The sequence below is a fragment of the Sphingomonas sp. PR090111-T3T-6A genome (genome assembly GCF_000383095.1).
Taxonomy (GTDB): Bacteria; Pseudomonadota; Alphaproteobacteria; order Sphingomonadales; family Sphingomonadaceae; genus Solisphingomonas.
Window position 1 is genome coordinate 1 of sequence record NZ_AORL01000023.1, and the last position, 20445, is coordinate 20445.

Annotated in this window: 20 protein-coding genes and 1 tRNA gene; 10 read left to right on the plus strand and 11 right to left on the minus strand. The window is 66.5% G+C overall.

The window, feature by feature from the left end; all coding sequences use genetic code 11:
- Positions 1–189 precede the first annotated feature (189 nt).
- Positions 190–732 (minus strand): peroxiredoxin, encoded by a 543-nt coding sequence (locus tag ST3T6A_RS0117705; protein WP_019834298.1) that lies wholly within the window; start codon positions 730–732, stop codon positions 190–192.
- Between the two features lie 38 nt (positions 733–770).
- Positions 771–1598 (minus strand): type I methionyl aminopeptidase, encoded by an 828-nt coding sequence (gene map, locus ST3T6A_RS0117710; protein ID WP_019834299.1) that lies wholly within the window; start codon positions 1596–1598, stop codon positions 771–773.
- A gap of 48 nt (positions 1599–1646) precedes the next feature.
- Between map and ST3T6A_RS0117715 the strand changes: the two genes are divergently transcribed.
- Positions 1647–2405, plus strand: a complete 759-nt coding sequence (locus ST3T6A_RS0117715) for a competence/damage-inducible protein A (protein ID WP_019834300.1) — start codon at positions 1647–1649, stop codon at positions 2403–2405.
- Between the two features lie 10 nt (positions 2406–2415).
- Here ST3T6A_RS0117715 and ST3T6A_RS0117720 read toward each other — a convergent pair.
- Positions 2416–2489, minus strand: a tRNA-Gly gene (locus tag ST3T6A_RS0117720).
- Between the two features lie 162 nt (positions 2490–2651).
- On the opposite strand from ST3T6A_RS0117720, the gene ST3T6A_RS0117725 reads away from it, so the two are divergent.
- Positions 2652–3584: a glucosamine inositolphosphorylceramide transferase family protein gene (locus tag ST3T6A_RS0117725; protein WP_026359838.1), complete on the plus strand. Its 933-nt coding sequence runs from the start codon at positions 2652–2654 to the stop codon at positions 3582–3584.
- Here the strand turns inward: ST3T6A_RS0117725 and ST3T6A_RS21625 are convergent.
- On the minus strand, positions 3552–3815 hold the full coding sequence (locus tag ST3T6A_RS21625) for a hypothetical protein (RefSeq protein ID WP_157602966.1): 264 nt from the start codon (positions 3813–3815) through the stop codon (positions 3552–3554). The genes ST3T6A_RS0117725 and ST3T6A_RS21625 overlap by 33 nt on opposite strands.
- A gap of 490 nt (positions 3816–4305) precedes the next feature.
- Between ST3T6A_RS21625 and cyoA the strand changes: the two genes are divergently transcribed.
- From cyoA to cyoD, 4 genes are read left to right on the plus strand one after another with little or no spacing between them, the layout of a single operon-like run.
- The gene (cyoA, locus tag ST3T6A_RS20540) at positions 4306–5223 is read left to right on the plus strand and encodes a ubiquinol oxidase subunit II (RefSeq protein ID WP_051103497.1); all 918 of its coding nucleotides are present in this window, start codon (positions 4306–4308) and stop codon (positions 5221–5223) included.
- A 5-nt stretch (positions 5224–5228) separates the two neighbouring features.
- Positions 5229–7211: a cytochrome o ubiquinol oxidase subunit I gene (gene cyoB, locus ST3T6A_RS0117735; RefSeq protein ID WP_019834303.1), complete on the plus strand. Its 1983-nt coding sequence runs from the start codon at positions 5229–5231 to the stop codon at positions 7209–7211.
- A 1-nt stretch (position 7212) separates the two neighbouring features.
- Entirely contained in the window at positions 7213–7833 is a 621-nt protein-coding gene (gene cyoC / locus ST3T6A_RS0117740; protein ID WP_019834304.1) for a cytochrome o ubiquinol oxidase subunit III, read from the plus strand.
- A complete protein-coding gene (cyoD, locus tag ST3T6A_RS0117745) occupies positions 7830–8180 on the plus strand; it encodes a cytochrome o ubiquinol oxidase subunit IV (protein ID WP_019834305.1) in 351 nt (116 codons plus the stop codon). Before cyoC ends, cyoD begins: the two co-directional genes overlap by 4 nt.
- Before the next feature lie 76 nt (positions 8181–8256).
- Here cyoD and ST3T6A_RS0117750 read toward each other — a convergent pair whose 3' ends face one another.
- Positions 8257–9042, minus strand: a complete 786-nt coding sequence (locus ST3T6A_RS0117750) for an SDR family NAD(P)-dependent oxidoreductase (RefSeq protein WP_019834306.1) — start codon at positions 9040–9042, stop codon at positions 8257–8259.
- A 112-nt stretch (positions 9043–9154) separates the two neighbouring features.
- Between ST3T6A_RS0117750 and ST3T6A_RS0117755 the strand changes: the two genes are divergently transcribed.
- Entirely contained in the window at positions 9155–10051 is an 897-nt protein-coding gene (locus ST3T6A_RS0117755; protein WP_019834307.1) for a LysR family transcriptional regulator, read from the plus strand.
- A 118-nt stretch (positions 10052–10169) separates the two neighbouring features.
- On the opposite strand, the gene ST3T6A_RS0117760 is transcribed toward ST3T6A_RS0117755, so the two are convergent.
- Genes ST3T6A_RS0117760 through ST3T6A_RS0117785 form a run of 6 tightly spaced genes read right to left on the minus strand, consistent with a single transcriptional unit; the run spans position 10170 to position 16664 of the window.
- Positions 10170–12497: a GH92 family glycosyl hydrolase gene (locus ST3T6A_RS0117760; protein WP_019834308.1), complete on the minus strand. Its 2328-nt coding sequence runs from the start codon at positions 12495–12497 to the stop codon at positions 10170–10172.
- A gap of 21 nt (positions 12498–12518) precedes the next feature.
- Complete coding sequence (locus tag ST3T6A_RS0117765; protein WP_019834309.1) at positions 12519–13313, minus strand: DODA-type extradiol aromatic ring-opening family dioxygenase; 795 nt, start codon at positions 13311–13313, stop codon at positions 12519–12521.
- Between the two features lie 32 nt (positions 13314–13345).
- Positions 13346–14200 carry a D-amino-acid transaminase gene (locus tag ST3T6A_RS0117770; protein WP_019834310.1) on the minus strand — a complete coding sequence of 285 codons (855 nt, stop codon included), beginning with the start codon at positions 14198–14200 and terminating at the stop codon, positions 13346–13348.
- Positions 14201–14211: 11 nt separating this feature from the next.
- A complete protein-coding gene (locus tag ST3T6A_RS0117775; RefSeq protein ID WP_019834311.1) occupies positions 14212–14529 on the minus strand; it encodes a DUF167 domain-containing protein in 318 nt (105 codons plus the stop codon).
- A gap of 2 nt (positions 14530–14531) precedes the next feature.
- Positions 14532–15536, minus strand: a complete 1005-nt coding sequence (locus ST3T6A_RS0117780) for an inorganic phosphate transporter (protein WP_019834312.1) — start codon at positions 15534–15536, stop codon at positions 14532–14534.
- 18 nt (positions 15537–15554) lie between these two features.
- A complete protein-coding gene (locus tag ST3T6A_RS0117785) occupies positions 15555–16664 on the minus strand; it encodes a DUF47 family protein (RefSeq protein WP_026359839.1) in 1110 nt (369 codons plus the stop codon).
- Between the two features lie 146 nt (positions 16665–16810).
- On the opposite strand from ST3T6A_RS0117785, the gene ST3T6A_RS0117790 reads away from it, so the two are divergent.
- The 3 genes from ST3T6A_RS0117790 (at position 16811) to ST3T6A_RS0117800 (ending at position 20392) form a co-directional block, all read left to right on the plus strand.
- On the plus strand, positions 16811–17584 hold the full coding sequence (locus ST3T6A_RS0117790) for a class II aldolase/adducin family protein (protein WP_019834314.1): 774 nt from the start codon (positions 16811–16813) through the stop codon (positions 17582–17584).
- Positions 17585–17607: 23 nt separating this feature from the next.
- The gene (locus ST3T6A_RS0117795; protein ID WP_019834315.1) at positions 17608–18360 is read left to right on the plus strand and encodes an HAD-IIB family hydrolase; all 753 of its coding nucleotides are present in this window, start codon (positions 17608–17610) and stop codon (positions 18358–18360) included.
- Between the two features lie 91 nt (positions 18361–18451).
- Positions 18452–20392, plus strand: a complete 1941-nt coding sequence (locus tag ST3T6A_RS0117800; protein ID WP_026359840.1) for a M1 family metallopeptidase — start codon at positions 18452–18454, stop codon at positions 20390–20392.
- The last annotated feature ends 53 nt before the right edge of the window (positions 20393–20445 follow it).

Sequence of the window (20445 nt, forward strand, 5' to 3'; positions counted from 1 at the left end):
CGCGCGCGCGCGCGCGCGCGCGCGCGCGCGCGCGCGCGCGCGCGCGCGCGCGCGCGCGCGCGCGCGCGCGCGCGCGCGCGGCGGCGGCGGCGGCGGCGCGCGNGNGNGNGNGGCAGGGCCCGCGCGAAAACCCCTCCACCAGCCTTCGGCTGGTCCCCCTCCCCGGCGAACCGGGGAGGATGTCAGAGGTCAGCTCTTCTTCGGGTGGGCGGCCTTCCAGGCCTTCACGGCATCCATCGTCTTCTGGACATGGCCGGCCGGGTCCATCGCCGAGTAGGCGAAGATGATCTTGCCGTCGGGCGCGATCACATAGGACGTGCGGTTCGAGCGCGCCGAGGTGGCGAGCTTCACGTCATAGTCCGCGATCATCTGCGGCGTCGCCGAGGCGACCGCGAACTTGTTGCGGCACTCGCTCACCGAGAATTTGTCGAGCACCTCGATCGGGTCCGCCGACACGCCGATCACGGTCGCGCCGAGCTTCTTGAAGCCGTCGGTGGCCTCCGCGAAGTCATGCGCCTCGATCGTGCAGCCGGTGGTGAAGGCCGCCGGATAGAAATAGAGCACGACCGGCCCCTTCTTCAGCGCCTTGGCGAGATCGAAGGGCATTTCCTTGCCGGCGAGGCTCGCCTGCGTGGAGAAGGTCGGAGCCGCAGCACCCACCGACAGCGCGGCGAAGGCCGGCGCGGTGCAGAGGGCGAGAGCGGCAAGCGCCGGGACGAGCGACAGCTTCATGACGCGGAAACTCCTGTTGGCAAGACGACGAACGCGGATCAGGCGTAGGGCGGATGATCCAGCCCCGCAGGACTCTTCGTGAAAATCTCGCATCCGGTTTCAGTGATGCCGATCGAATGTTCGAATTGCGCCGACAGCGTGCGATCGCGCGTCACCGCCGTCCAGCCGTCGTCGAGCATCTTCACGTCCGGGCGGCCGATGTTGATCATCGGCTCGATGGTGAAGATCATGCCGGGCTTCAGCTCCGGGCCGGTGCCGGGCTTGCCGACATGCACCACTTCCGGCGCATCGTGGAAGACGCGGCCGACGCCGTGCCCGCAGAAATCGCGGACCACGCCGTAGCGGTGCTTCTCGGCATGGGTCTGGATCGCGTGGCTGACGTCGCCGAGATGGTTGCCGGGCTTCGCCTGCTCGATGCCGAGCATCAGCGACTCATAGGTCACGTCGACGAGGCGCTTCGCCTTGATCGGCACGTCGCCCACCAGAAACATGCGGCTCGTGTCGCCGTGCCAGCCGTCGAGCATCGGCGTCACGTCGATGTTGATGATGTCGCCTTCCTTGAGCGCCTTCGGGCCGGGAATGCCATGGCAGACGACATGGTTGATCGAGATGCAGCAGCTCTTGGTATAGCCGCGATAGCCGAGTGTCGCGGGCACGGCACCGCCGTCCAGCGTCATGCGGCGAACGATGTCGTCGAGCGCCTCGGTGGTGACGCCGGGGACGACATGCGGCACGAGCGCGTCGAGGATTTCGGCGGCCAGGCGGCCTGCCTTGCGCATGCCCTCGAAGCCTGTGGCGTCGTAGAGCTTGATGGCGCCGTCTCGTTCGATGAAGTCGTCGGCGGTCACGGAAACATAGCTGGTCATGAGGCCCCATATAGCGCTTGGGACGCCCAAGCGCTATGCCGTGCCGCGATGGACGATACGCGCATCTGGACCGCCGGCCTCGTGGTGATCGGCGACGAGATCCTGTCGGGCCGCACGCCGGATCGCAACGTCGCGCAGATCGGGCTGTGGCTGAACCTCCAGGGCATCCGGCTGGCCGAGGTCCGCATCGTGGCGGACGATATGGCGGCGATCGGCGAGGCGGTGACGGCGCTCAAGGCGCGGCACGATTATCTCTTCACGACGGGCGGCATCGGCCCGACGCACGACGACATCACGGTCGAGGCGATCGCGGCGGCTCTCGGGCTGGAGGTGGTGATCCATCCCCGCGCCCGCGCCGTGCTGGAGGAGTATTATGCCACCCGCGGCGGGCTGACCGAGGCGCGGCTGCGCATGGCGCGCGTGCCGGCGGGGGCCGAGCTGATCGAGAACCGCATGTCGGGCGCGCCGGGCATCCGGCTCGGCAACATCTTCATCCTTGCCGGCGTGCCGCATATCGCCGCCCAGATGATCGACGCGCTGACCGGCACGCTGGAGGGCGGTCGCCCGCTGCTCTCGACCGTGATCGGCTGCTGGGTGCCGGAGAGCGAGGTGGCCGAGTTGCTCCGCGAGACGGAGCGCGGCCATGCCGGCTGCCAGATCGGCAGCTATCCCTTCTTCCGCGAGGGGAAAGTGGGCGCCAATTTCGTCATCCGCTCGACCGAGCAGGAACTGCTCGACCGCTGCGCCGAGGCATTGGTCACGGCGCTCGGCGAGGAGAGCTATCAGGCGGTTATCGGCGGGATTTAGGCGTCGGCCGTGGAGCGGGTGAAGGGAATCGAACCCTCGTCGTAAGCTTGGGAAGCTTCTGCTCTACCATTGAGCTACACCCGCGACAGCGGCGCCTCGGCACCGCCGGAGAAGCCTCTCGGCTCGCGGGCCAAGTGCCACGGTCGGAGCGACATCGTCAACGCCGAATTTGCGGGGGCGCCGGCTTGGCAAGGCATGGCCGACGCCCGTCCCCCGGTGTAGGCGCAGGCGGCAGGAGGATGTGCGGTGGGTTTGCGCAAGGATATCTGGCGGCCGGCGATCGTCGGCGCACCGATCGCGGAGATCGTGACGCGAGGCTCGATCGAGGGGCTGCCGGTCACCTGGCTGCCGCCGACGGGGGCGTTCCGCTTCCTCGCCGATCCGTTCGGACTGTGGCGCAACGACCGGCTGCATGTCTTTGTCGAGACCTATGATTATCGCGACCGTATCGGCGCGATCGAGGTGCTGACCTATTCGCGGGACCTCAGCCTGATCGATCGCGGGCCCGCGCTGGTCGAGCCCTGGCATCTCTCCTATCCGATCGCGTGGGAGGCGGACGGCGAGACGTGGATGCTGCCCGAGGCGCATCGATCGGGCGGGCTGACCCTCTATCGTGCAGCGGAGTTCCCCCATCGCTGGGAGCCCGCGCACCGGATCGAGCTGGACCATGTGCCGGTGGACGCCACACCCTTCTTCCACGGCGGCCTGTGGTGGCTCTTCTACTGCCCGGCGACGAACGCGGCAGACAAGGTGGGCCGGCTCCACATCGCCTTCACCGAGCGGCTGGCCGGGCCATGGCGGATGCATCCCGGCAACCCCGTGCGACAGGACCGGGCGAGCGCGCGGCCGGGCGGGGCAGTGGCGCTGGTCGGCGGCGTGCCGATGCTGCCGGTGCAGGACTGCACGCACACCTATGGCGGTGCGATCCGGCCGCTCTTCTTCGACCGGCTCGACACGGAGCGCGTGGAGACGCGTGCCGGCGATGCGATCCCCATCCCCGCGGGCTTCGCGCCTTACGGGGAGGGGATGCACACGCTGGCGGCGGCCGGCGAGATCACGCTGATCGACGTCAAGCGCACCGAGCTTTCGGCGCACGGCCTGTCGATCGAACTGGCCCGCGAAGCGCGCAGGCTGATCCGGCGGGCCTTACCCGATCAGGGCGGTGCGCCGATCCGGTGAAGGCGGGTTTTGTCGCTGACGAGCCTGCCGGAAGGCGGCCATCGAGACGAGATTGGACGGGCGCGGTTTCGGCCAGTTGAGACCCATCAGCACAGCCGAGGCCGCCAGCATCAGGAATAGCCCCAAAGCGATGGTTTCCTCGTCGGGGACGAACGCACCTGCAACAATGAATCCCAATCCGACCAGCAGAACGGCGGACAGTTGAACGTTGGTGTTAGTCCTTCGACCCACGTTCTTCTCCTCTCCTCTGTGGGTGCGACCGATTTTTCGGGGTCGTCTACCCACATCGAAGTGTCTGCTAATTCGTGATGACTGTCACCTCCGTCACAAATGGCGTGAATCAGCCAAAAGCTGTTCCGGCCCCGTCGCGAATCAGTTCGAACGCGATTTGCACAGGCAAAAATGTCACCGTTGTCTCCCGATCGGCGGACGGCGGAAATTTTCCGGAGCGTTCCCGTCGAATGGATCGGGCCAAATGCACGATGCCGTACTGGCAAGTGCAAATTGCGCACGCTGCAATGCAGAAAGGTGAATTGAAATTTCGATGGAGAAGGCCCACGGGCGCGGCCCATGGACCAAGTGCGTCAGAGTTGCGCCGCGGGCAAGATGCTCGCCGCGCCATAGCTGCGCGCTCGTTCGCGGCAACGACCTTGGAGTCGCCACCCGGACGCGCGCGCAAGCGCCTCGTCCTTCCCCATCAACGCTTCTGTAGATAGTGGACATGAACGAACGCACTTTGCGCAGGCTTGCAGGGCTGGCGTTGCTCGCCCCCATGACGATGCTGAGCGGATGCTCCTGGGACGTGCTCGATCCCGCCGGCAGCATCGGCGTCCAGAACCTTTCCACGCTGGCATGGGCGACCATGTTCATGCTGATCGTGGTCATCCCCGTGATGATTATGATCGTCGCCTTTGCGTGGCGCTACCGCTCGACCAACCTCGCGGCCGATTATGCGCCCGAGTGGTCGCACTCGACCAAGATCGAGATCGTCGTGTGGACGATCCCGGCGCTGATCGTCGCCACGCTCGCGGTGATCTGCTGGCGCACGAGCCACACGCTGGACCCCTATCGCCCGATCGCTTCGAACCAGAAGGCGGTCGAGGTCGAGGTCGTCTCGATGGATTGGAAGTGGCTGTTCATCTACCCGGAATATGGCGTCGCCTCGGTGAACGAGATGGCCATGCCGGTGGGCCGCCCCGTCCACTTCAAGATCACCTCTTCCTCGGTGATGAACAGCTTCTTCATCCCGCAGCTCGGTAGCCAGATCTACTCGATGGCGGGGATGCAGACCCAGCTCAACCTCATCGCCGACCGGCCGGGCACCTATAAGGGCATCTCGGCCAACTTCTCCGGTGACGGTTTCGCCGACATGCGCTTCCAGGCGAAGGCGTTGGACGCCGCCGGCTTCCAGAAGTGGATCGACAGCGCCAAGGCGAGCCCGGCCCGCCTCGACGCCGCCGGTTACGCCGCCCTGGAAAAGCCCAGCGAGGCCGACCCCGTCCGTCTGTACGGCATGGTGGCGCCCAAGCTGTTCGACGCCGTGGTGATGCAGGACATGCACGGCAATGCGCACAAGGCCGGCGAGGCCACCGCGCAGATGAGCTCCATGCAGATGCCGTCCCCGGCGCAGCAGGATTGATCCCGATGGATATGAGTCTCCTTTTCGGCAGGCTGACGCTTGAGTCGCTGCCCCTCCACGAACCCATCATCATGGGTGCGACGGCCTTCATGGGCCTCACCGGCCTTGCGGTGGTCTATGCCATCCACAAGACCAACTTCTGGCTGCCGCTGTGGCGCGACTGGCTGACGTCGGTCGACCACAAGAAGATCGGCATCATGTACATCATCCTCGCGATGGTGATGCTGCTGCGCGGCTTCGCGGACGCGCTGATGATGCGCAGCCAGCAGGCGCTCGCCGCCGGCGGCGCGCATGGCTATCTGCCCCCGTCGCACTTCGACCAGGTGTTCACGGCGCACGGCGTCATCATGATCTTCTTCATGGCGATGCCCTTCGTCATCGGCCTGATGAACGTGGTGGTGCCGCTCCAGATCGGCGCGCGCGACGTGGCCTTCCCGTACTTGAACTCGCTCAGCTTCTGGCTGACCGTGTCGGGTGCGATGCTGGTCAACGCCTCGCTCGCCATCGGTGAGTTCGCGCGCACCGGCTGGCTCGCCTATCCGCCGCTGTCGGAGCTGAGCTTCTCGCCGGGCGTGGGCGTCGATTATTATATCTGGGCGCTCCAGATCTCGGGCATCGGCACGACGCTCGCCGGCGTGAACTTCATCGCGACCATCCTCAAGATGCGTGCCCCGGGCATGGATCTGATGAAGATGCCGGTGTTCACCTGGACGACGCTCTGCACCAACATGCTGATCATCGCGGCGTTCCCGATCCTGACCGTCTGCCTCGCGCTGCTGTCGCTCGACCGTTACCTCGGCTTCCACTTCTTCACGAACGACATGGGCGGCAACCCCATGAACTACATCAACCTGATCTGGATGTGGGGTCACCCCGAGGTGTACATCCTCGTCATCCCGGCCTTTGGTGCGTTCTCGGAAATCGTCGCGACCTTCTCGGGCAAACCGCTGTTCGGCTACAAGGGCATGGTCTTCGCGACCATGGGTATCGCCGGCGCCAGCTTCCTCGTGTGGCTGCACCACTTCTTCACCATGGGCTCGGGCGCGAACGTCAATGCGTTCTTCGGCATCACCACGATGCTGATCTCGATCCCGACGGGCGTGAAGATCTTCAACTGGCTGTTCACCATGTACAAGGGCCGCGTCCGCATGACCGTGCCCGTGATGTGGACGATCGGCTTCATGCTCACCTTCGTCATCGGCGGCATGACCGGCGTGATGCTCGCGCTCCCGGGCGCGGACTTCGTGCTCCACAACTCGCTGTTCCTGATCGCGCACTTCCATAACGTGATCATTGGCGGCGTGGTGTTCGGCTGCTTCGCGGCGATGAACTACTGGTTCCCGAAGGCCTTTGGCTTCCACCTCAACGAGAAGCTCGGCAAGGCCGCCTTCTGGTGCTGGATCGTCGGCTTCTACGTCGCGTTCATGCCGATCTATGCGCTGGGCTTCATGGGTGCGACCCGTCGCCTCCAGCATTATGCGGACCTGGCCTGGCAGCCCTACTTCGTCGTCGCTTGCGCCGGCGCGGGGCTGATCCTGCTCGGCATCGTCTTCCAGATCACGCAGCTTGTCGTCTCGATCCGCGACCGCGAGCAGAACCGTGACCTGACCGGCGATCCGTGGAACGGCCGCACGCTCGAGTGGGCGACCTCGTCGCCGCCGCCCTTCTACAACTTCGCGAAGACGCCGAAGGTCGAGGCTCTCGACGCCTGGCTCGACATGAAGAAGAAGGGCATCTCGCCGCTGCCGGAGGTGTTCCAGCCGATCCACATGCCGCGCAACACCTGGGCGGGTTTCGTGATCGGGATCATGACCATCCCGCTGGGCTTCGCGCTGATCTGGCATATCTGGTGGCTCGCCGCGCTGAGCTTCCTGAGCATTGTCGGCTGCGCCATCGTCCATTCGTTCAACGAGGATCGCGACTATTACGTCCCCGCCGAGGAAGTGGCGGAGATCGAAGGTCGCCACGCCATCGCCAAGGCTGCCTGACATGACCAGCGCCACCATCACCGCCCACGGTGGTCATCACGACCACCACGAGGAGCATCACGACCAGTTCGGTACGGTCCAGCTTGGTTTCTGGCTGTACCTGATGTCGGACTGCGTGATCTTCTCCGGCCTGTTCGCGACCTACGCCGTGATGTCGACCGCCTTCGCCGGCGGCCCGACCCCGCAGACCATCTTCGACCTGCCCTATGTGGCGGTCGAGACGGCGCTGCTGCTCTTCTCGTCGATCACCTATGGCTTCGCCATGATCGGCGCGCACAGGGGCAACAAGGGCGCGGCCATGGGCTGGCTGGTTGTCACCGCGCTGTTCGGCCTCGGCTTCATCGGCATGGAAGTGCATGAGTTCGCCAAGCTGATCGCCGAGGGCGCCGGCCCGCAGCGTTCGGGCTGGCTGTCGTCCTTCTTCGCGCTGGTCGGCACGCACGGGCTGCACGTCACCTCGGGCCTCGTCTGGATGACGGTGATGCTCGTCCAGGTTGCCCGTCGTGGTCTGACCGAGACGAACATCCGTCGCCTGACCTGCCTGTCGCTGTTCTGGCACTTCCTCGACGTCGTGTGGATCGGCGTCTTCAGCCTCGTCTATCTGATGGGAGTTTCGGCATGAGCGCGCACAACTCGCACGCTTCCCACGATCATGGGGGCGCCGGCTCCTACCTCGTCGGCTTCGTGCTGGCGGTGGTGCTGACGGTCATCCCGTTCGGCGCGGTGATGAAGGGGCTGGTCCATGGCTCGCAGGCCGTGGCGCTCATCATGGGCGCGGCGGTGATCCAGATCCTGGTCCACCTGCGCTACTTCCTGCACATCAACGGCAAGACCGACCGCTGGACCTTCCAGGCGCTGGTCTTCACCATCTTCGTGCTGGGCATCGTTCTCGGCGGCTCGCTCTGGGTCATGCACAACATGAACGCCAACATGATGCCGGCCTCGATGGCGATGCCGATGGGCGACTGATCGCCCTTCGATCATCAAGGCGCAAAAAAAAGGGCCTCGCTCCAAACCGGAGCGAGGCCCTTTTCGTGTGTGGCGATCAGGCGATCGTCGGGACGATGCCACCCTCGGCACGGATCGCGGCGCCGTTGGTGACGGCCGCCAGCGGGCTCGCGAGGAAGGCCACCATGTTGCCGATCTCCTCGGCCTCGATCAGGCGGCGGATCAGCGAGAGCGGACGCAGCTCCTCGAAGAACTGCTGCTCGACTTCGTCCTGCGGCGCATCGCCGTTCGAGACGGTGGAGCGCATGAAGTCGACGATGCCCTCCGAGCGCGTCGGCCCCGGCAACACCGAGTTGACCGTCACGCCGGTGCCGGTGGTCTGGGCGGCGAGGCCGCGCGAGATCGAGAGCTGGGCGGTCTTGGTCATGCCGTAGTGGATCATCTCGGCCGGGATCATCAGCGAGCTTTCCGACGAGATGAAGATCACGCGGCCCCAGTTCTTCTCCAGCATCTTGGGGAAGTAGTGGCGGGAGAGGCGGGCGCCCGAGACGACGTTCACCTCGAAGAAGTGGTGCCAGTCGGCGTCGGTGATGTCGGTGAAGGCCTTGGCCTCGTAGATGCCGAGATTGTTGACGAGGATGTCGGTGTCCGGGACGGCGGCGATCAGCGTCGCGGCGCCCTCGGCGGTGGCGGGATCGGCGAGCACGGGGTTCACCTTGCCGACCTTGGCGATCTGGGCGGCCGCCTCGTCCAGCTTGGCCCGGTTGCGGCCAGTGATGGTGACCTCCACGCCCTCGGCGGCGAGGCGCTCGGCGATGGCGAGGCCGATGCCGGCGGTCGAGCCGGTGACGATCGCGGTCTTGCCCTTCAATTGCAGATCCATGGGGGATGCTCCTTGCTTCGTTTCGTCGCCGAAAGTGGGCTCGATCGGCATTGATGATTAGACTGTCGAAACACACTATAGAATTGCATCGGATTCACGGATCGGGGCGCGCATGGACAATCGCATCGGCGAGATGGAGACCTTCCTCGCGGTGGCGCGGGGCGGCAGCTTCGCGACGGCGGCCAGGCTGATGCGGCTGACCCCCTCCGCCGTCAGCCGGGCGATCGCGCGGCTGGAGGCGCGGCTGGGCGTGGTGCTGATCCGCCGGACGACCCGTGCGCTGGCGCTGACGGCGGAGGGCGAGGCCTATCGCGACCGCGTGGCCGGGCTGGTGGCGGAGATCGACGAGATCGAGCGGAGCATCGGCCATGCGCAGGAGGGGCCACGCGGCAAGCTCCGGGTCAACGCCTCGGTGCCGTTCGGGTCGCTCTACCTGATCCCGATCCTGCCGCGTTTCATGGAGGCCTATCCGGCGGTGACGCTGGAGCTGGCGCTGAACGACGCGCTGGTCGATCTGGTCGAGGAGCGGGCGGACATCGCGATCCGCATCGGGCCGTTGCGCGACACGCGGCTTAAGGCGAAGAAGCTGGGCCGGAGCGCGATGGTGCTGGTCGCGAGCCCGGAATATCTCGCAAAGGCCGGCGAGCCGCGCCACCCGGACGATCTCGATCGGCATCGGCTGCTCACCTTCAGCTTCCGCCGCTCTCTGGATAGCTGGCCTTTCCGCATCGGCGGCAAGGTGGTGCAGCGGCCGGTGGAAGGCGCCTTTCTCGGCAACTCAGGCGAGGCGGTGCGGCTGATGGCGCTGGCGGGCGGAGGCATTGCGCGGGTGGGGCGCTTCCATGCCGCCCCCGACCTTGCGGCCGGACGGCTGGTCTCGGTGCTCGACGCCTTTAACGCCGGGGACGGGGAGGACATCCACGCCCTCTATGTCGGGCACGAACGGCTGTCGCTCCGGGTGCGGGCGTTCCTAGATTTCCTTGAGGCGCACCTGCATCTGCCCGCCTAGCAATGTGGGATTTCGTCCGTCAGGGTCGGCCGGCTCGATCCTTCTCAGCGTCGATCCGGCCCGCCCTGCGCGGCGAAATCGCGCGTCACTCGCGTCAACTTCGCCGCGCGGGCGAGGCTCAGTAGCCCGTCATCGAATAGGGGCGGTCGGCTTTCTTCGTGGCCCATGTCTTGTTGGGCGTGGCGGACATGACGAAGCGCAGCTCGCCGCCCGCCTCGATCTGGGCGTGGGTGATGAAGCCCTTGGCGAGCGGCTGCCCGTTCAGCAGCACCTTGCCGATATAGGGATGCGCATCGCCCAGGCCCTCGGTGACGATGCTGAATTGCTTGCCGTTGGGGAGGTTCAGCGTCGCATGATCCACGAACGGCCGGCCGATCACATATTCGAGGCTGCCCGGCGTCACCGGATAGAAGCCGAGCCCCGTGAACACGAGCCAGGCCGACATCTGGCCCAGATCGTCATTGCCGGCGAGGCCGTCCTCGGTGGGCTTGTACTGGCTGTCGACGATCTGCTTCAGCCGTTCCTGCGTCCGCCACGGGGCGCCCGCATAGCTATAGAGATAAGCGACGTGGTGGCTGGGCTCATTGCCATGGATATACTGGCCGATGAGGCCGGCGATGTCCTCCGAGCCCGAATAATCGAGCTTGGAATTGTCATAGGCGAACATGGCGTCGAGCTTGGCGACGGTCTTCGCATCGCCGCCGAGCAGACGGATCATCCCGCCCTCGTCCTGCGGCATGAACCAGCTATATTGCCACGCATTGCCCTCGGTGTAGTCCGACCCGTACTTGATCGATACCGGGTCGAAGGGCTCGCGGAACTTGCCGTTGGAGAGGCGGGCGCGGACCCAGCCGGTCTTGGCGTCGAAGCCATTGCGCCAGTTCTGCGCGCGCTTGTCGAAGGTGGCGGCGATGTCGGCGCGACCGGCCTTCCTGGCCATCTGCGCGATGGTCCAGTCGTCGAAGGCATATTCCACCGTCTTGGAGGCGGCTTCCGGCTCCTTGTCGATGGGGACGTAGCCGAGCTTCATATAGTCGCCGAGGCCCCCATAGGGCGCATAGGTGGCGCTCGCGGTCATGGCCTTCAGCGCATCGCCCACATCGAAGCCGTCGATGCCCTTGAGATAGGCGTCGGCGATCACGGGCACGGCGTGGTAGCCGATCATGCACCACGTCTCGCGGCCCTGGAACTGCCAGACGGGCAGGATGCCGTCGGGGCTGACCTTCTGGCTCTCGATTAGCGAGCGGATGAAGTCGGTGTTGGTCTGCTTGGGCTCGATGATGGTGAGCAGCGGATGCTCGGCCCGGAACGTATCCCACAGCGAGAAGCTCGAATGGAAGGTGAAGCCGTCCGCCTGATGGACCTGATTGTCCGGCCCGCGCCAGCGCCCGTCCGCGTCGCCCGCGACCGACGGCGCGATCAGCGAGTGATAGAGCGCGGTGTAGAGGCTCTTCTTCATGGGCGCGGGGGCGTCGAGATCGACGGCGTTGAGCGCCTGCTCCCATGCCGCCTTGGTCTTGGCGCGGATGGCGTCGAAGTCGCCCGGCTCGGACTCGAGATTGGCGATGGCGCCCGCCTCGTCGACCGAGGAGATGCCGACCTTCACTTCCAGCGGCTGGTCGAGTTGGCCGAAGTCGAGGCGGGCGACGAGTGCCTTGCCCAGCTTCTCGGCGAGCGCATCGCTACCACGGCCCGGACCCTGGAAGCCCTTGTAGGGGATATTCTCTTCCGTGTTGAGGAAGGCATGATCCTTCAGCGGCGCGGAGAAGCGTATCGCGAAATAGAGCTTGCGATCGGGCGCCCAGCCGCGCGTCTCGCGCGCGCCGGTGATGGTGCCGTCCGGCCGCAGGCGGACCGAGGACCACAGCACCTTGCCCGGATAATTGTAGAGCGAGGTGCGCAGGTCGAGCACCAGATGCGCCGCCTTGCCCTTGGGGAAGGTATAGCGGTGGACGCCGACGCGGGTGCCCGCCGTCATCTCGGCGCGCACGCCCGGACCGGCGAGCGTCACGGCGTAATAGCCGGGCTGTGCCACCTCGGTCGCATGGTCGAAGCGCGAGCGGTAGCCGGAGCCGGGCTTGGTCGCGTCGCCGGGCTCCAGGGCCACGGTGTCGCCGGAGACGGGCATGACGAGGAAGTCGCCGAGATCCGAATGCCCCGCGCCCGAGAAATGGGTGTGGCTGAAGCCCTGGATCGTCGGGTCCGAATAGCGATAGCCCGCGGCATGGCCGTAGCAGGCGCGGATCTCGCAGGTCGTGTCCGTGTCGGGCGAGAGCTGTACCATGCCGAAGGGGGCGACGGCGCCGGGGAAGGTATGGCCTTCGCCGCCCGTGCCGATCATCGGATCGACCGCGTCATAGGCGGGCGACGCCAGCGCGGGCGTCGCGGTGATGAGGGCAAGGGCGGAAGCGAGCGCCGCGAGGCGCGGGAGACGGGCAAGCGACATGCCCGCCTTTAGAGCAGCCGGTCAGGCGAAGCGGAAGCCGGATATTGCCGTCTGCATCACGATCTCGGAATAAATATGCTCGCCGTGAGCCTCGCTCGCGCCGGATGCAACCATGAGCGGCAGGAGATGCTCCTCGCGCGGATGCGAATAGGCGGCATCGGGGGCGTCCTTCCATCGGATCAGCGCGGCCTCGCGTGCGACGCCAGTGCCGGTCGCGGCGTCGGCCAGCCAGGCGTCGAAGCGGCGCGAGGGTTCGGTCGCGCGGGGATCGCCATAGCCGCGCATGTTGTGGAAGCTCATGCCTGCGCCCACGATCAGCACGCCCGCGTCGCGCAGGGGGGCAAGCGCTCGGCCCGCCGCGATGTGGAGTGCGGGGTCAAGGCTGCGGTCCACCGACATCTCGACGACGGGGATGTCCGCATCCGGGAAGGCGACCTTCAGCGGCACGAACACGCCATGATCCAGCCCGCGCGCGGAATCGAGGCCGGCGGGCAGTCCTGCCTCGCGCAGCAGCGCGGCGGCATGGGCGGCAAGCGCCGGACTGCCCGGCACGTCGTAGCGCAGCTCATAGGTGTGCGGGGGGAAGCCGTAATAGTCGTAGATCAGCTCGGGCCGCTCGCCGCCGGTGAAGGCGAAGCCATCGGTCTCCCAATGGCCGGACACGATCAGGATCGCCTTGGGCCGTTCGGGCAGGCGCTCGGCGAGGGTGCGGAGGAAGGTCTCCATGCCGGTCCATGTGCCGCGCGGGTCGTCCATGAAGAAGCAGGGGCCGCCGCCGTGCGGGATGTAGAGGCTGGGCTGGCGAAGATCGGTCATCGGTCTTCCTCCGATACGCGTACGGGAGGCCCTCAGGTGGCGGTGCGGCGCGCGAATTCAAGATAGAGCTGACGCAGTCGCGTGGCGACCGGGCCGGGCGTCCCGTCGCCGATGGGCGCGCCGTCGATCCGAACGATGGGCAGCACCAAGGTGGAGGCGCTGCTCATGAAAGCCTCGCGGGCGGCGAGCGCCTCGTCGAGCGAGAAGGGGCGTTCCTCGATCACGATCCCCGTCTCGGCGGCGAGTGCGGCGATGGCGAGCGCGGTGCAGCCGGGCAGCGTCTTGTGGCTGCGCGGGCGAGTGACGAGACGGTTGTCAGCGGTCAGAATCCACGCGGTCGAGGAGGAGCCTTCGGTGACGAGCCCGTCCTCCAGCATCCACGCCTCGAAGCAGCCGCGCGCATGGGCCTCCTGCTTGGCGAGCACCTGCGCGAGGAGGGCGACGCTCTTGATGTCGCGGCGCGCCCAGCGGATGTCGGGCAGCGTGCAGACCGCGACGCCCTTCGCGGCGGCCGGCGAGTCCGTGATCCGCTTGGTCTGCGTGAAGAGCACCAGCGTTGGCGTCATGCCCTCGGCCGCGACGAAATCGCGATCGGCGGCGCCGCGCGTCACCTGGAGATAGACGGCGCCCTCGGTGAGGCCGTTGCGGGCGATCAGCTCGTGCTGGATCGCGGTGATCTCCTCGATCCTCACCGGCAGCGTCAGGCCGATCTCCGCGCAGGAGCGCTCCAGCCGCGCGAGGTGCGAGGCGTTGTCGACCAGCCGGCCATCCAGCACCGCCGTCACCTCATAGATGCCGTCCGCGAACAGGAAGCCGCGATCCAGCACCGAGATGCGCGCCTCGTCGAGCGGCAGGTAGGCGCCGTTCACATAGGCGATGCGGGGCATGGTCGATCCTTTCAGGCGGAGCAAAGCAACTGGAGCCGCGCGGCGAGCGCGGGGCCGTCGCCTCTAACCCGGATGATCTTGAGTCGCGAAGCCTCCCCGGAGCGGATCGCGACATCGGCCTTCCTGACGCCGAGCGACTTCGCGAGGAAGGCGATCAGCGCGGTGTTGGCGGCGCCCTCCACCGGCGGCGCGGCGATGCGGACGGCCAGCGCGGAGCGTCCGTCAGGGAGCGCCAGCACCTCGCCGAAGGCATCCCCCGCGGCCTTGGGGGTCAGCCGCACCGCGAGCGTGACGCCCTCCGTATCGGCGGAGAAGGGCGCGGGCGTCATGCTCAGAAGAGCTGCGTCAGTCCGTAGAACAGCGCGCCGACCAGCGCGGCAGCCGGGATCGTCACCACCCATGCCACCACGATGCTGGACGCGACGTTCCACCGGACCGCCGAAAGCCGCCGCGACGCGCCGACGCCGACGATCGCGCCGGTGATGGTGTGCGTGGTCGAGACCGGGATGCCGAGATGCGTCGCCATGAAGAGAGTCAGTGCGCCGCCGGTTTCCGCGCAGAAACCCTGCGGCGGGGTGAGGCGCGTGATCTTCGAGCCCATGGTGTGGACGATCCTCCACCCGCCCGCCATCGTGCCGATCCCCATCGCCGCCTGACAGGAGAGCACGACCCACAAGGGCACATGGAAGGTCGGGCCGAGCATCCCCTGCGAATAGAGCAGCACGGCGATGATCCCCATCGTCTTCTGCGCGTCGTTGCCGCCATGGCCGAGCGAATAGAGCGAGGCCGAGACGAGCTGGAGCTTGCGGAAGCGGCGGTCCACCTGAAGCGGGGTCGAGCGGATCGAGGCCCACGCCACGATCAGCACCAGCAGCAGCGCTAGCACGAGGCCCAGCGCCGGTGACAGCACGATGCCGAGCGCGGTGTTGACGACGCCGCCCCACACCACGGCGGACAGGCCCGCCTTGGCCGTGCCCGCGCCGATCAGCCCGCCGACCAGCGCATGGCTCGACGAGGAGGGGATGCCCATCACCCAGGTGATGATGTTCCAGATGATCGCGCCCATCAGCGCGCCGAAGATCACCTGCGCGTCGATGATGTTCGATCCGACGATGCCGGTGCCCACCGTCGTCGCGACATGCGTGCCGAAGAAGAGGAAGGCGATGAAGTTGAAGAAGGCCGCCCAGGCGACGGCATAATGCGGCTTCAGCACGCGCGTCGACACCACGGTGGCGATCGAGTTGGCGGCGTCGTGCAGGCCGTTCAGCAGGTCGAACGCGAGCGCGACGACGATCAGCGCGACCAGCACGGGAAAGGACAGCGTGGCGATATGCATCGGGAGAAGCCGGCCCGCTCAGGCGTGGTCGATCACGAGACCCTGGATCTCGTTCGCGACATCCTCGAAACGGTCGACGATCTTTTCGAGATGGCCGTAGATTTCCTGCCCCACGACGAAGTCCATGGGGTGCTCGCGACACGTCCTGAACAGCGTCTTCAGGCCAGCGTCGTGGATCTCGTCGGCATGGCCTTCGAGTTCGATCAGCCGCTCTGTCAGCGTGTGCAGACGGCCTGCATTCGGGGCGAGCGAGCGCAGCAGCGGGATCGCCTCGGCGGTGACGCGCGCGGCCTCGACGATGATGCCCGACATGTCGCGCATGTGAGGAGCGAATTCCTGCACCTCGAACAGCGCGACCGCCTTGGCGGTCTGGTTCATCTGGTCGATGGCGTCGTCCATCACGCCGATGAGGCCGGTGATGGCCGAACGGTCGAACGGCGTGACGAAGGTGCGGCGGACATCCTGGAGCACGTCGCGCGCGATATCGTCGGCGCGATCCTCCTGCATCACGATCTCGCGGATATGCGCGTGGAGATCGGCGCCGCCCTGCATCAGGCGGGCGAGCGCGTCGGCGCCGGCGACCAGCGTCTGCGAATGGGCCTCGAACAGTTCGAAGAAGCGGCCCTGCTTGGGCATAAGCGACTGGAACCAGCGTAGCACGGGGATTTTCCTTCCGATTTCCTCTCGCATCGCGGGCACGCGGTCGGTCAGACCGGGCGCGGGGAGAGGGTCCCGGAAGCCTGCGATGATGGCCTTCAGTTCCGGCTCGTCGACCGCCGCCGCCGCGTTGGGGAGCGTGAACCAGGCGGTGGTCCGCTCGTCCTGCTCGGGCCATTCGTCGGCCTGGCCCGTCACTGCGAAGGGGAAGACATCCACCGCCACGGTGCGCGCCAGCCCCGTCTTGCGGCGCTTGGCATAGGTGTAGCTGCCGATCAGCGTGGGGCAGGCGATGCCCTCCACGCCGGCTTCCTCATATGCTTCCTGCGCGGCTGCCTCGTGCGCGCGCAGGCCCTTGATCAGATTGCCCTTGGGCAGCACCCAGCGCTGCGTCTCACGCGAGGTGATGAGCATGACGCGGATGTTGCCATCGGCCTCGGGGCGATAGGGAAGGGCGGCTACCTGACGGATCGTCTGTCTCCAGGACACGAAACTGTAACGCGGGGCTCAAACAATATGTGCGTGCATGAAGCAAGCCCATCAATGGTTTGATGTGCCGCCCTGCGATCCTATGATGGGTCACCACCGGCGAAGACCGGCCCGAAAAGGAGAGCGAAATGGCGACGGCAGCCGTGCAGCATTCTGTTCGCGATCAGGTTTCGCCTGAGGAATGGGCGATCCGAGTCGATCTGGCGGCGGCATACCGACTGGTCGCGCACTATGGGTGGGACGATCTGATCTTCACCCACCTCTCCGCCCGCGTGCCGGGGCCGGAGCATCATTTCCTCATCAATCCGTACAATCTGATGTTCGAGGAAATCAGCGCCTCCTCGCTCGTGAAGATCGATATGGACGGCAAGCCGGTGATGGGCCCGGCGATGGTGAACGCGGCAGGCTTCGTGATCCATTCCGCGATCCACATGGCGCGCGACGATGCGAAGGCAGTGCTCCATCTCCACACGCCTTACGGGCAGGCGGTGTCGGCGATGGCGGATGGGCTGCTGCCCCATACCCAGACCGCGATGATCGCGGCGCATGAACTCGCCTATCACGAGTATGAGGGCATCGCGACCGATCTGGAGGAGCGCGAGCGGCTGGTCGCGGACCTTGGCGGCAAATGCGCGATGATCCTGCGCAACCACGGCACGCTGACCGTCGGCGAGACGATCGGTCACGCCTTCCTGCGCATGTATTTCCTGGAGCGCGCGTGCGAGGCGCAGGTGCACATGCTGTCGGCCGGGCGGGACAGGCTCTGCAATCCTCCGCAGGGCACGCCCGAGAAGGTGGCGCAGCAGACCAATCCCCAGACCACGCGCATGGGGGCCGACATGCTGGCGTGGCCGGCGCTGCTTCGGAAGCTGGATCGGATCGATCCGTCCTTTCGGGAGTAGTCGCCTCCAGACGGAGGGCTGCCATGACGAAGAGACTGGTCGCGTTCGATCTCGACGGCACGCTGGCCGAGAGCAAGCAGGCGATCGATGCCGAGATGGCGGGGCTGCTTGCCCGCCTGACGGGCGTGGCGGAGGTCTGCGTGATCTCGGGCGGCGACTGGCCGCAGTTCAGGACGCAGGTGGTCGACCGGCTCCCCGCCGACGCGCGGCTGGAGCGGCTGTGGATCATGCCGACCTCGGGCACCAAGCTCTATCGTTTCATCGAGGGGGCGTGGACGGCGATCTACGCGGAGGATTTCTCGCCGGAAGAGCGCGACCGCATCCTGAAGGCGCTCGACAGGGCGGTGGAGGAGGCCGGCTTCAAGGGCGAGAGGACCTGGGGCGAGCAGATCGAGGATCGCGGCAGCCAGATCACCTTCTCGGGGCTGGGGCAGGAGGCGCCGCTCGACGCCAAGAAGGCGTGGGACTCGGATCGCCGCAAGCGTGAGACGATGCAGCAAGCCGCCCAGAGGGAATTGCCCAACCTCTCGATCAACATCGGCGGCTCGACCTCGATCGACGTCACCCACAAGGGCGTCGACAAGGCCTATGGCATCGGGAAGCTGGCCGAGGCGTCCGGCATCGCAAAGGCCGACATGCTCTTCATGGGCGACGCCGTCTACCCCGGCGGCAATGACTGGCCCGTGCCCGACAAGGCGAAGGTGGACACAGTGGCGGTCGGCTCGATCGCGGAGACCAAGCGTGCGATTGAGGCCTGTATCTTTTGCCTCACATAAGCAGGCCTTCTCCGCGCCTTATCGGATTTTCCCCTCGCATCCGTGACAATCCTGTTGCACGAGCGTGCGGTTCGTTGCGGAGGGGTGGTTCATGCGCAGGTCGTTGCCGTTGCTGTCTGTTGCGTTGCTGGGTTCGTCGGCGCTGGCCGCCGGCTATGATCCCCACGCCGCCTTCGCGCCGCTGACGCTTCCGACGCCGGTGAACGCTTATCGCTCGGGCAGCGGCCAGCCGGGGCTGTCCTATTGGCAGAACCGCGCCGACTATCAGATACACGCCACGCTCGATCCAAAGGCGCACAGCCTCTCGGGCGAGGCGGCGATCGCCTACACCAACAACAGCCCGGACACGCTGGACGTGCTCTGGCTCCAGCTCGACCAGAACATGTACCGCCCGAACTCGCGCAGCCACGCGGCCGATGGCGCCTCGCTGCGGAAAGGAGAGGGCTCGACCGACGGCTACACGATCGAGAGCGTCGAGGTGGAGCAGGACGGCCACCGCGTCGTCGCCCAGACAGTGGAGAGCGACACCCGCCTTCAGGTCCGCCTGCCGTCCGCGCTCGCCGGGCATGGCGGCAAGCTGACACTGCACGTCCGCTATCGCTTCGCCATTCCCGGCGCGTTCGGCGGGCGGATGGCGTGGGGCAAGGTGAAGGGCGGAGAAATCTACGACCTCGCCCAATGGTATCCACGCATGGCCGTCTATGACGACATCCGCGGGTGGGACACGCTCCCTTACCTCGCGCAGGAATTCTACCTCGAATATGGCGATTTCGATTATTGGGTGACGGTGCCGTCCTCGATGATCGTGGCGGGCTCCGGCGCGCTCCAGAACCCCGACGAGGTGCTGACGCCCCGCGAGAAGCAGCGGCTCGCCAAGGCCGCCGCCAGCGACGCGACGGTGAAGATCGTCGCGCCCTCGGAGATCGCCGCCGAACGCCCCAGGGCAGGCACCAGGACCTGGCACTATCGCATGGAGAACACCCGCGACGTCGCCTTCTCGGCGTCGGACGCGTTCGCGTGGGATGCCGCGCGGATCAACCTGCCGGGCGGCAAGACGTCGCTCGCCATGTCCTATTATCCGGCCGAGAGCGTTGGCCCCAAGGCGTGGGACCGCTCGACCCAATATGTGAAGGACACGGTCGAGAAGATGTCGGCGCGCTGGCATCCCTATCCGTGGCCGGCGGCGATCAACATCGCGGGGCCGGCGTCGGGCATGGAATATCCCGGCATCGTCTTCGACGGCATCGAGGACAAGGATGCGCCGCTCTTCTGGATCACCGCGCACGAGATCGGGCATAGCTGGTTCCCGATGATGGTCGGCTTCGACGAGCGCCGCGACGCGTGGATGGACGAGGGCTTCAACACCTTCATCGACATCTTCGAGAGCGAGGATTTCAATCACGGCGAGTTCGCGCCCAAGCGCGACAGCGAATATGCGCCCGGCGGCGGCAATCCGGTGGACGAGATTCTGCCCGTCCTTGCCGATCCCAATGCTCCGCCGATCCTGAGCCGTGCCGATACGGTGATCGAGAAATATCGCCACCCCGTCACCTATTTCAAATCGGCGCTGGGCCTCGTGCTGTTGCGCGAGGAAATTCTCGGGCCGGAGCGCTTCGATCCCGCCTTCCGCCGCTTCATCGCGACGTGGGAATTCAGGCATCCCAAGCCCGCCGACTTCTTCCGCTTCATGGAAAGCGAGACGGGCGAGGATCTGAGCTGGTGGTGGCGGGGCTGGTACGCCACCAACTCCACCTACGACGTCGCGGTGACGAAGATCGCGCCCGCCAAGGACGGCCGGACGCTGGTGACGGTCGAGAATCACGATCCGCTGGTGATGCCGGTGACACTGCGCGTGAGCTTCGCCGATGGCGGCCATCGGGACATCCGCCTCCCCGCCGAGACATGGATTCGCAAGGCCTCGAACGAGGTGCCGGTGCCCGCCGGCAAGCGCGTCGTCGCGGCGGAACTCGATCCCGACCACAAGCTCCCCGATCATGACCGGAGCAACAATCGGATGACCGCGCAGCCATGATCCGCATGGGCGCGGCGGGAAGGCTGCGCCCATATCGCGCTTCGTGCGTTGGG

Coding starts and splice junctions, on each gene's coding strand:
- ST3T6A_RS0117760 (WP_019834308.1), bottom strand. CDS start 12,497: ATGTCGCTTGCCCGTCTCCCGCGCCTCGCGGCGCTCGCTTCCGCCCTT.
- ST3T6A_RS0117755 (WP_019834307.1), top strand. CDS start 9,155: ATGGACAATCGCATCGGCGAGATGGAGACCTTCCTCGCGGTGGCGCGG.
- cyoB (WP_019834303.1), top strand. CDS start 5,229: ATGGATATGAGTCTCCTTTTCGGCAGGCTGACGCTTGAGTCGCTGCCC.
- ST3T6A_RS0117790 (WP_019834314.1), top strand. CDS start 16,811: ATGGCGACGGCAGCCGTGCAGCATTCTGTTCGCGATCAGGTTTCGCCT.
- cyoC (WP_019834304.1), top strand. CDS start 7,213: ATGACCAGCGCCACCATCACCGCCCACGGTGGTCATCACGACCACCAC.
- ST3T6A_RS0117770 (WP_019834310.1), bottom strand. CDS start 14,200: ATGCCCCGCATCGCCTATGTGAACGGCGCCTACCTGCCGCTCGACGAG.
- ST3T6A_RS0117765 (WP_019834309.1), bottom strand. CDS start 13,313: ATGACCGATCTTCGCCAGCCCAGCCTCTACATCCCGCACGGCGGCGGC.
- ST3T6A_RS0117705 (WP_019834298.1), bottom strand. CDS start 732: ATGAAGCTGTCGCTCGTCCCGGCGCTTGCCGCTCTCGCCCTCTGCACC.
- ST3T6A_RS0117715 (WP_019834300.1), top strand. CDS start 1,647: ATGGACGATACGCGCATCTGGACCGCCGGCCTCGTGGTGATCGGCGAC.
- cyoD (WP_019834305.1), top strand. CDS start 7,830: ATGAGCGCGCACAACTCGCACGCTTCCCACGATCATGGGGGCGCCGGC.
- map (WP_019834299.1), bottom strand. CDS start 1,598: ATGACCAGCTATGTTTCCGTGACCGCCGACGACTTCATCGAACGAGAC.
- ST3T6A_RS0117800 (WP_026359840.1), top strand. CDS start 18,452: ATGCGCAGGTCGTTGCCGTTGCTGTCTGTTGCGTTGCTGGGTTCGTCG.
- ST3T6A_RS0117775 (WP_019834311.1), bottom strand. CDS start 14,529: ATGACGCCCGCGCCCTTCTCCGCCGATACGGAGGGCGTCACGCTCGCG.
- cyoA (WP_051103497.1), top strand. CDS start 4,306: ATGAACGAACGCACTTTGCGCAGGCTTGCAGGGCTGGCGTTGCTCGCC.
- ST3T6A_RS0117795 (WP_019834315.1), top strand. CDS start 17,608: ATGACGAAGAGACTGGTCGCGTTCGATCTCGACGGCACGCTGGCCGAG.
- ST3T6A_RS0117780 (WP_019834312.1), bottom strand. CDS start 15,536: ATGCATATCGCCACGCTGTCCTTTCCCGTGCTGGTCGCGCTGATCGTC.
- ST3T6A_RS0117750 (WP_019834306.1), bottom strand. CDS start 9,042: ATGGATCTGCAATTGAAGGGCAAGACCGCGATCGTCACCGGCTCGACC.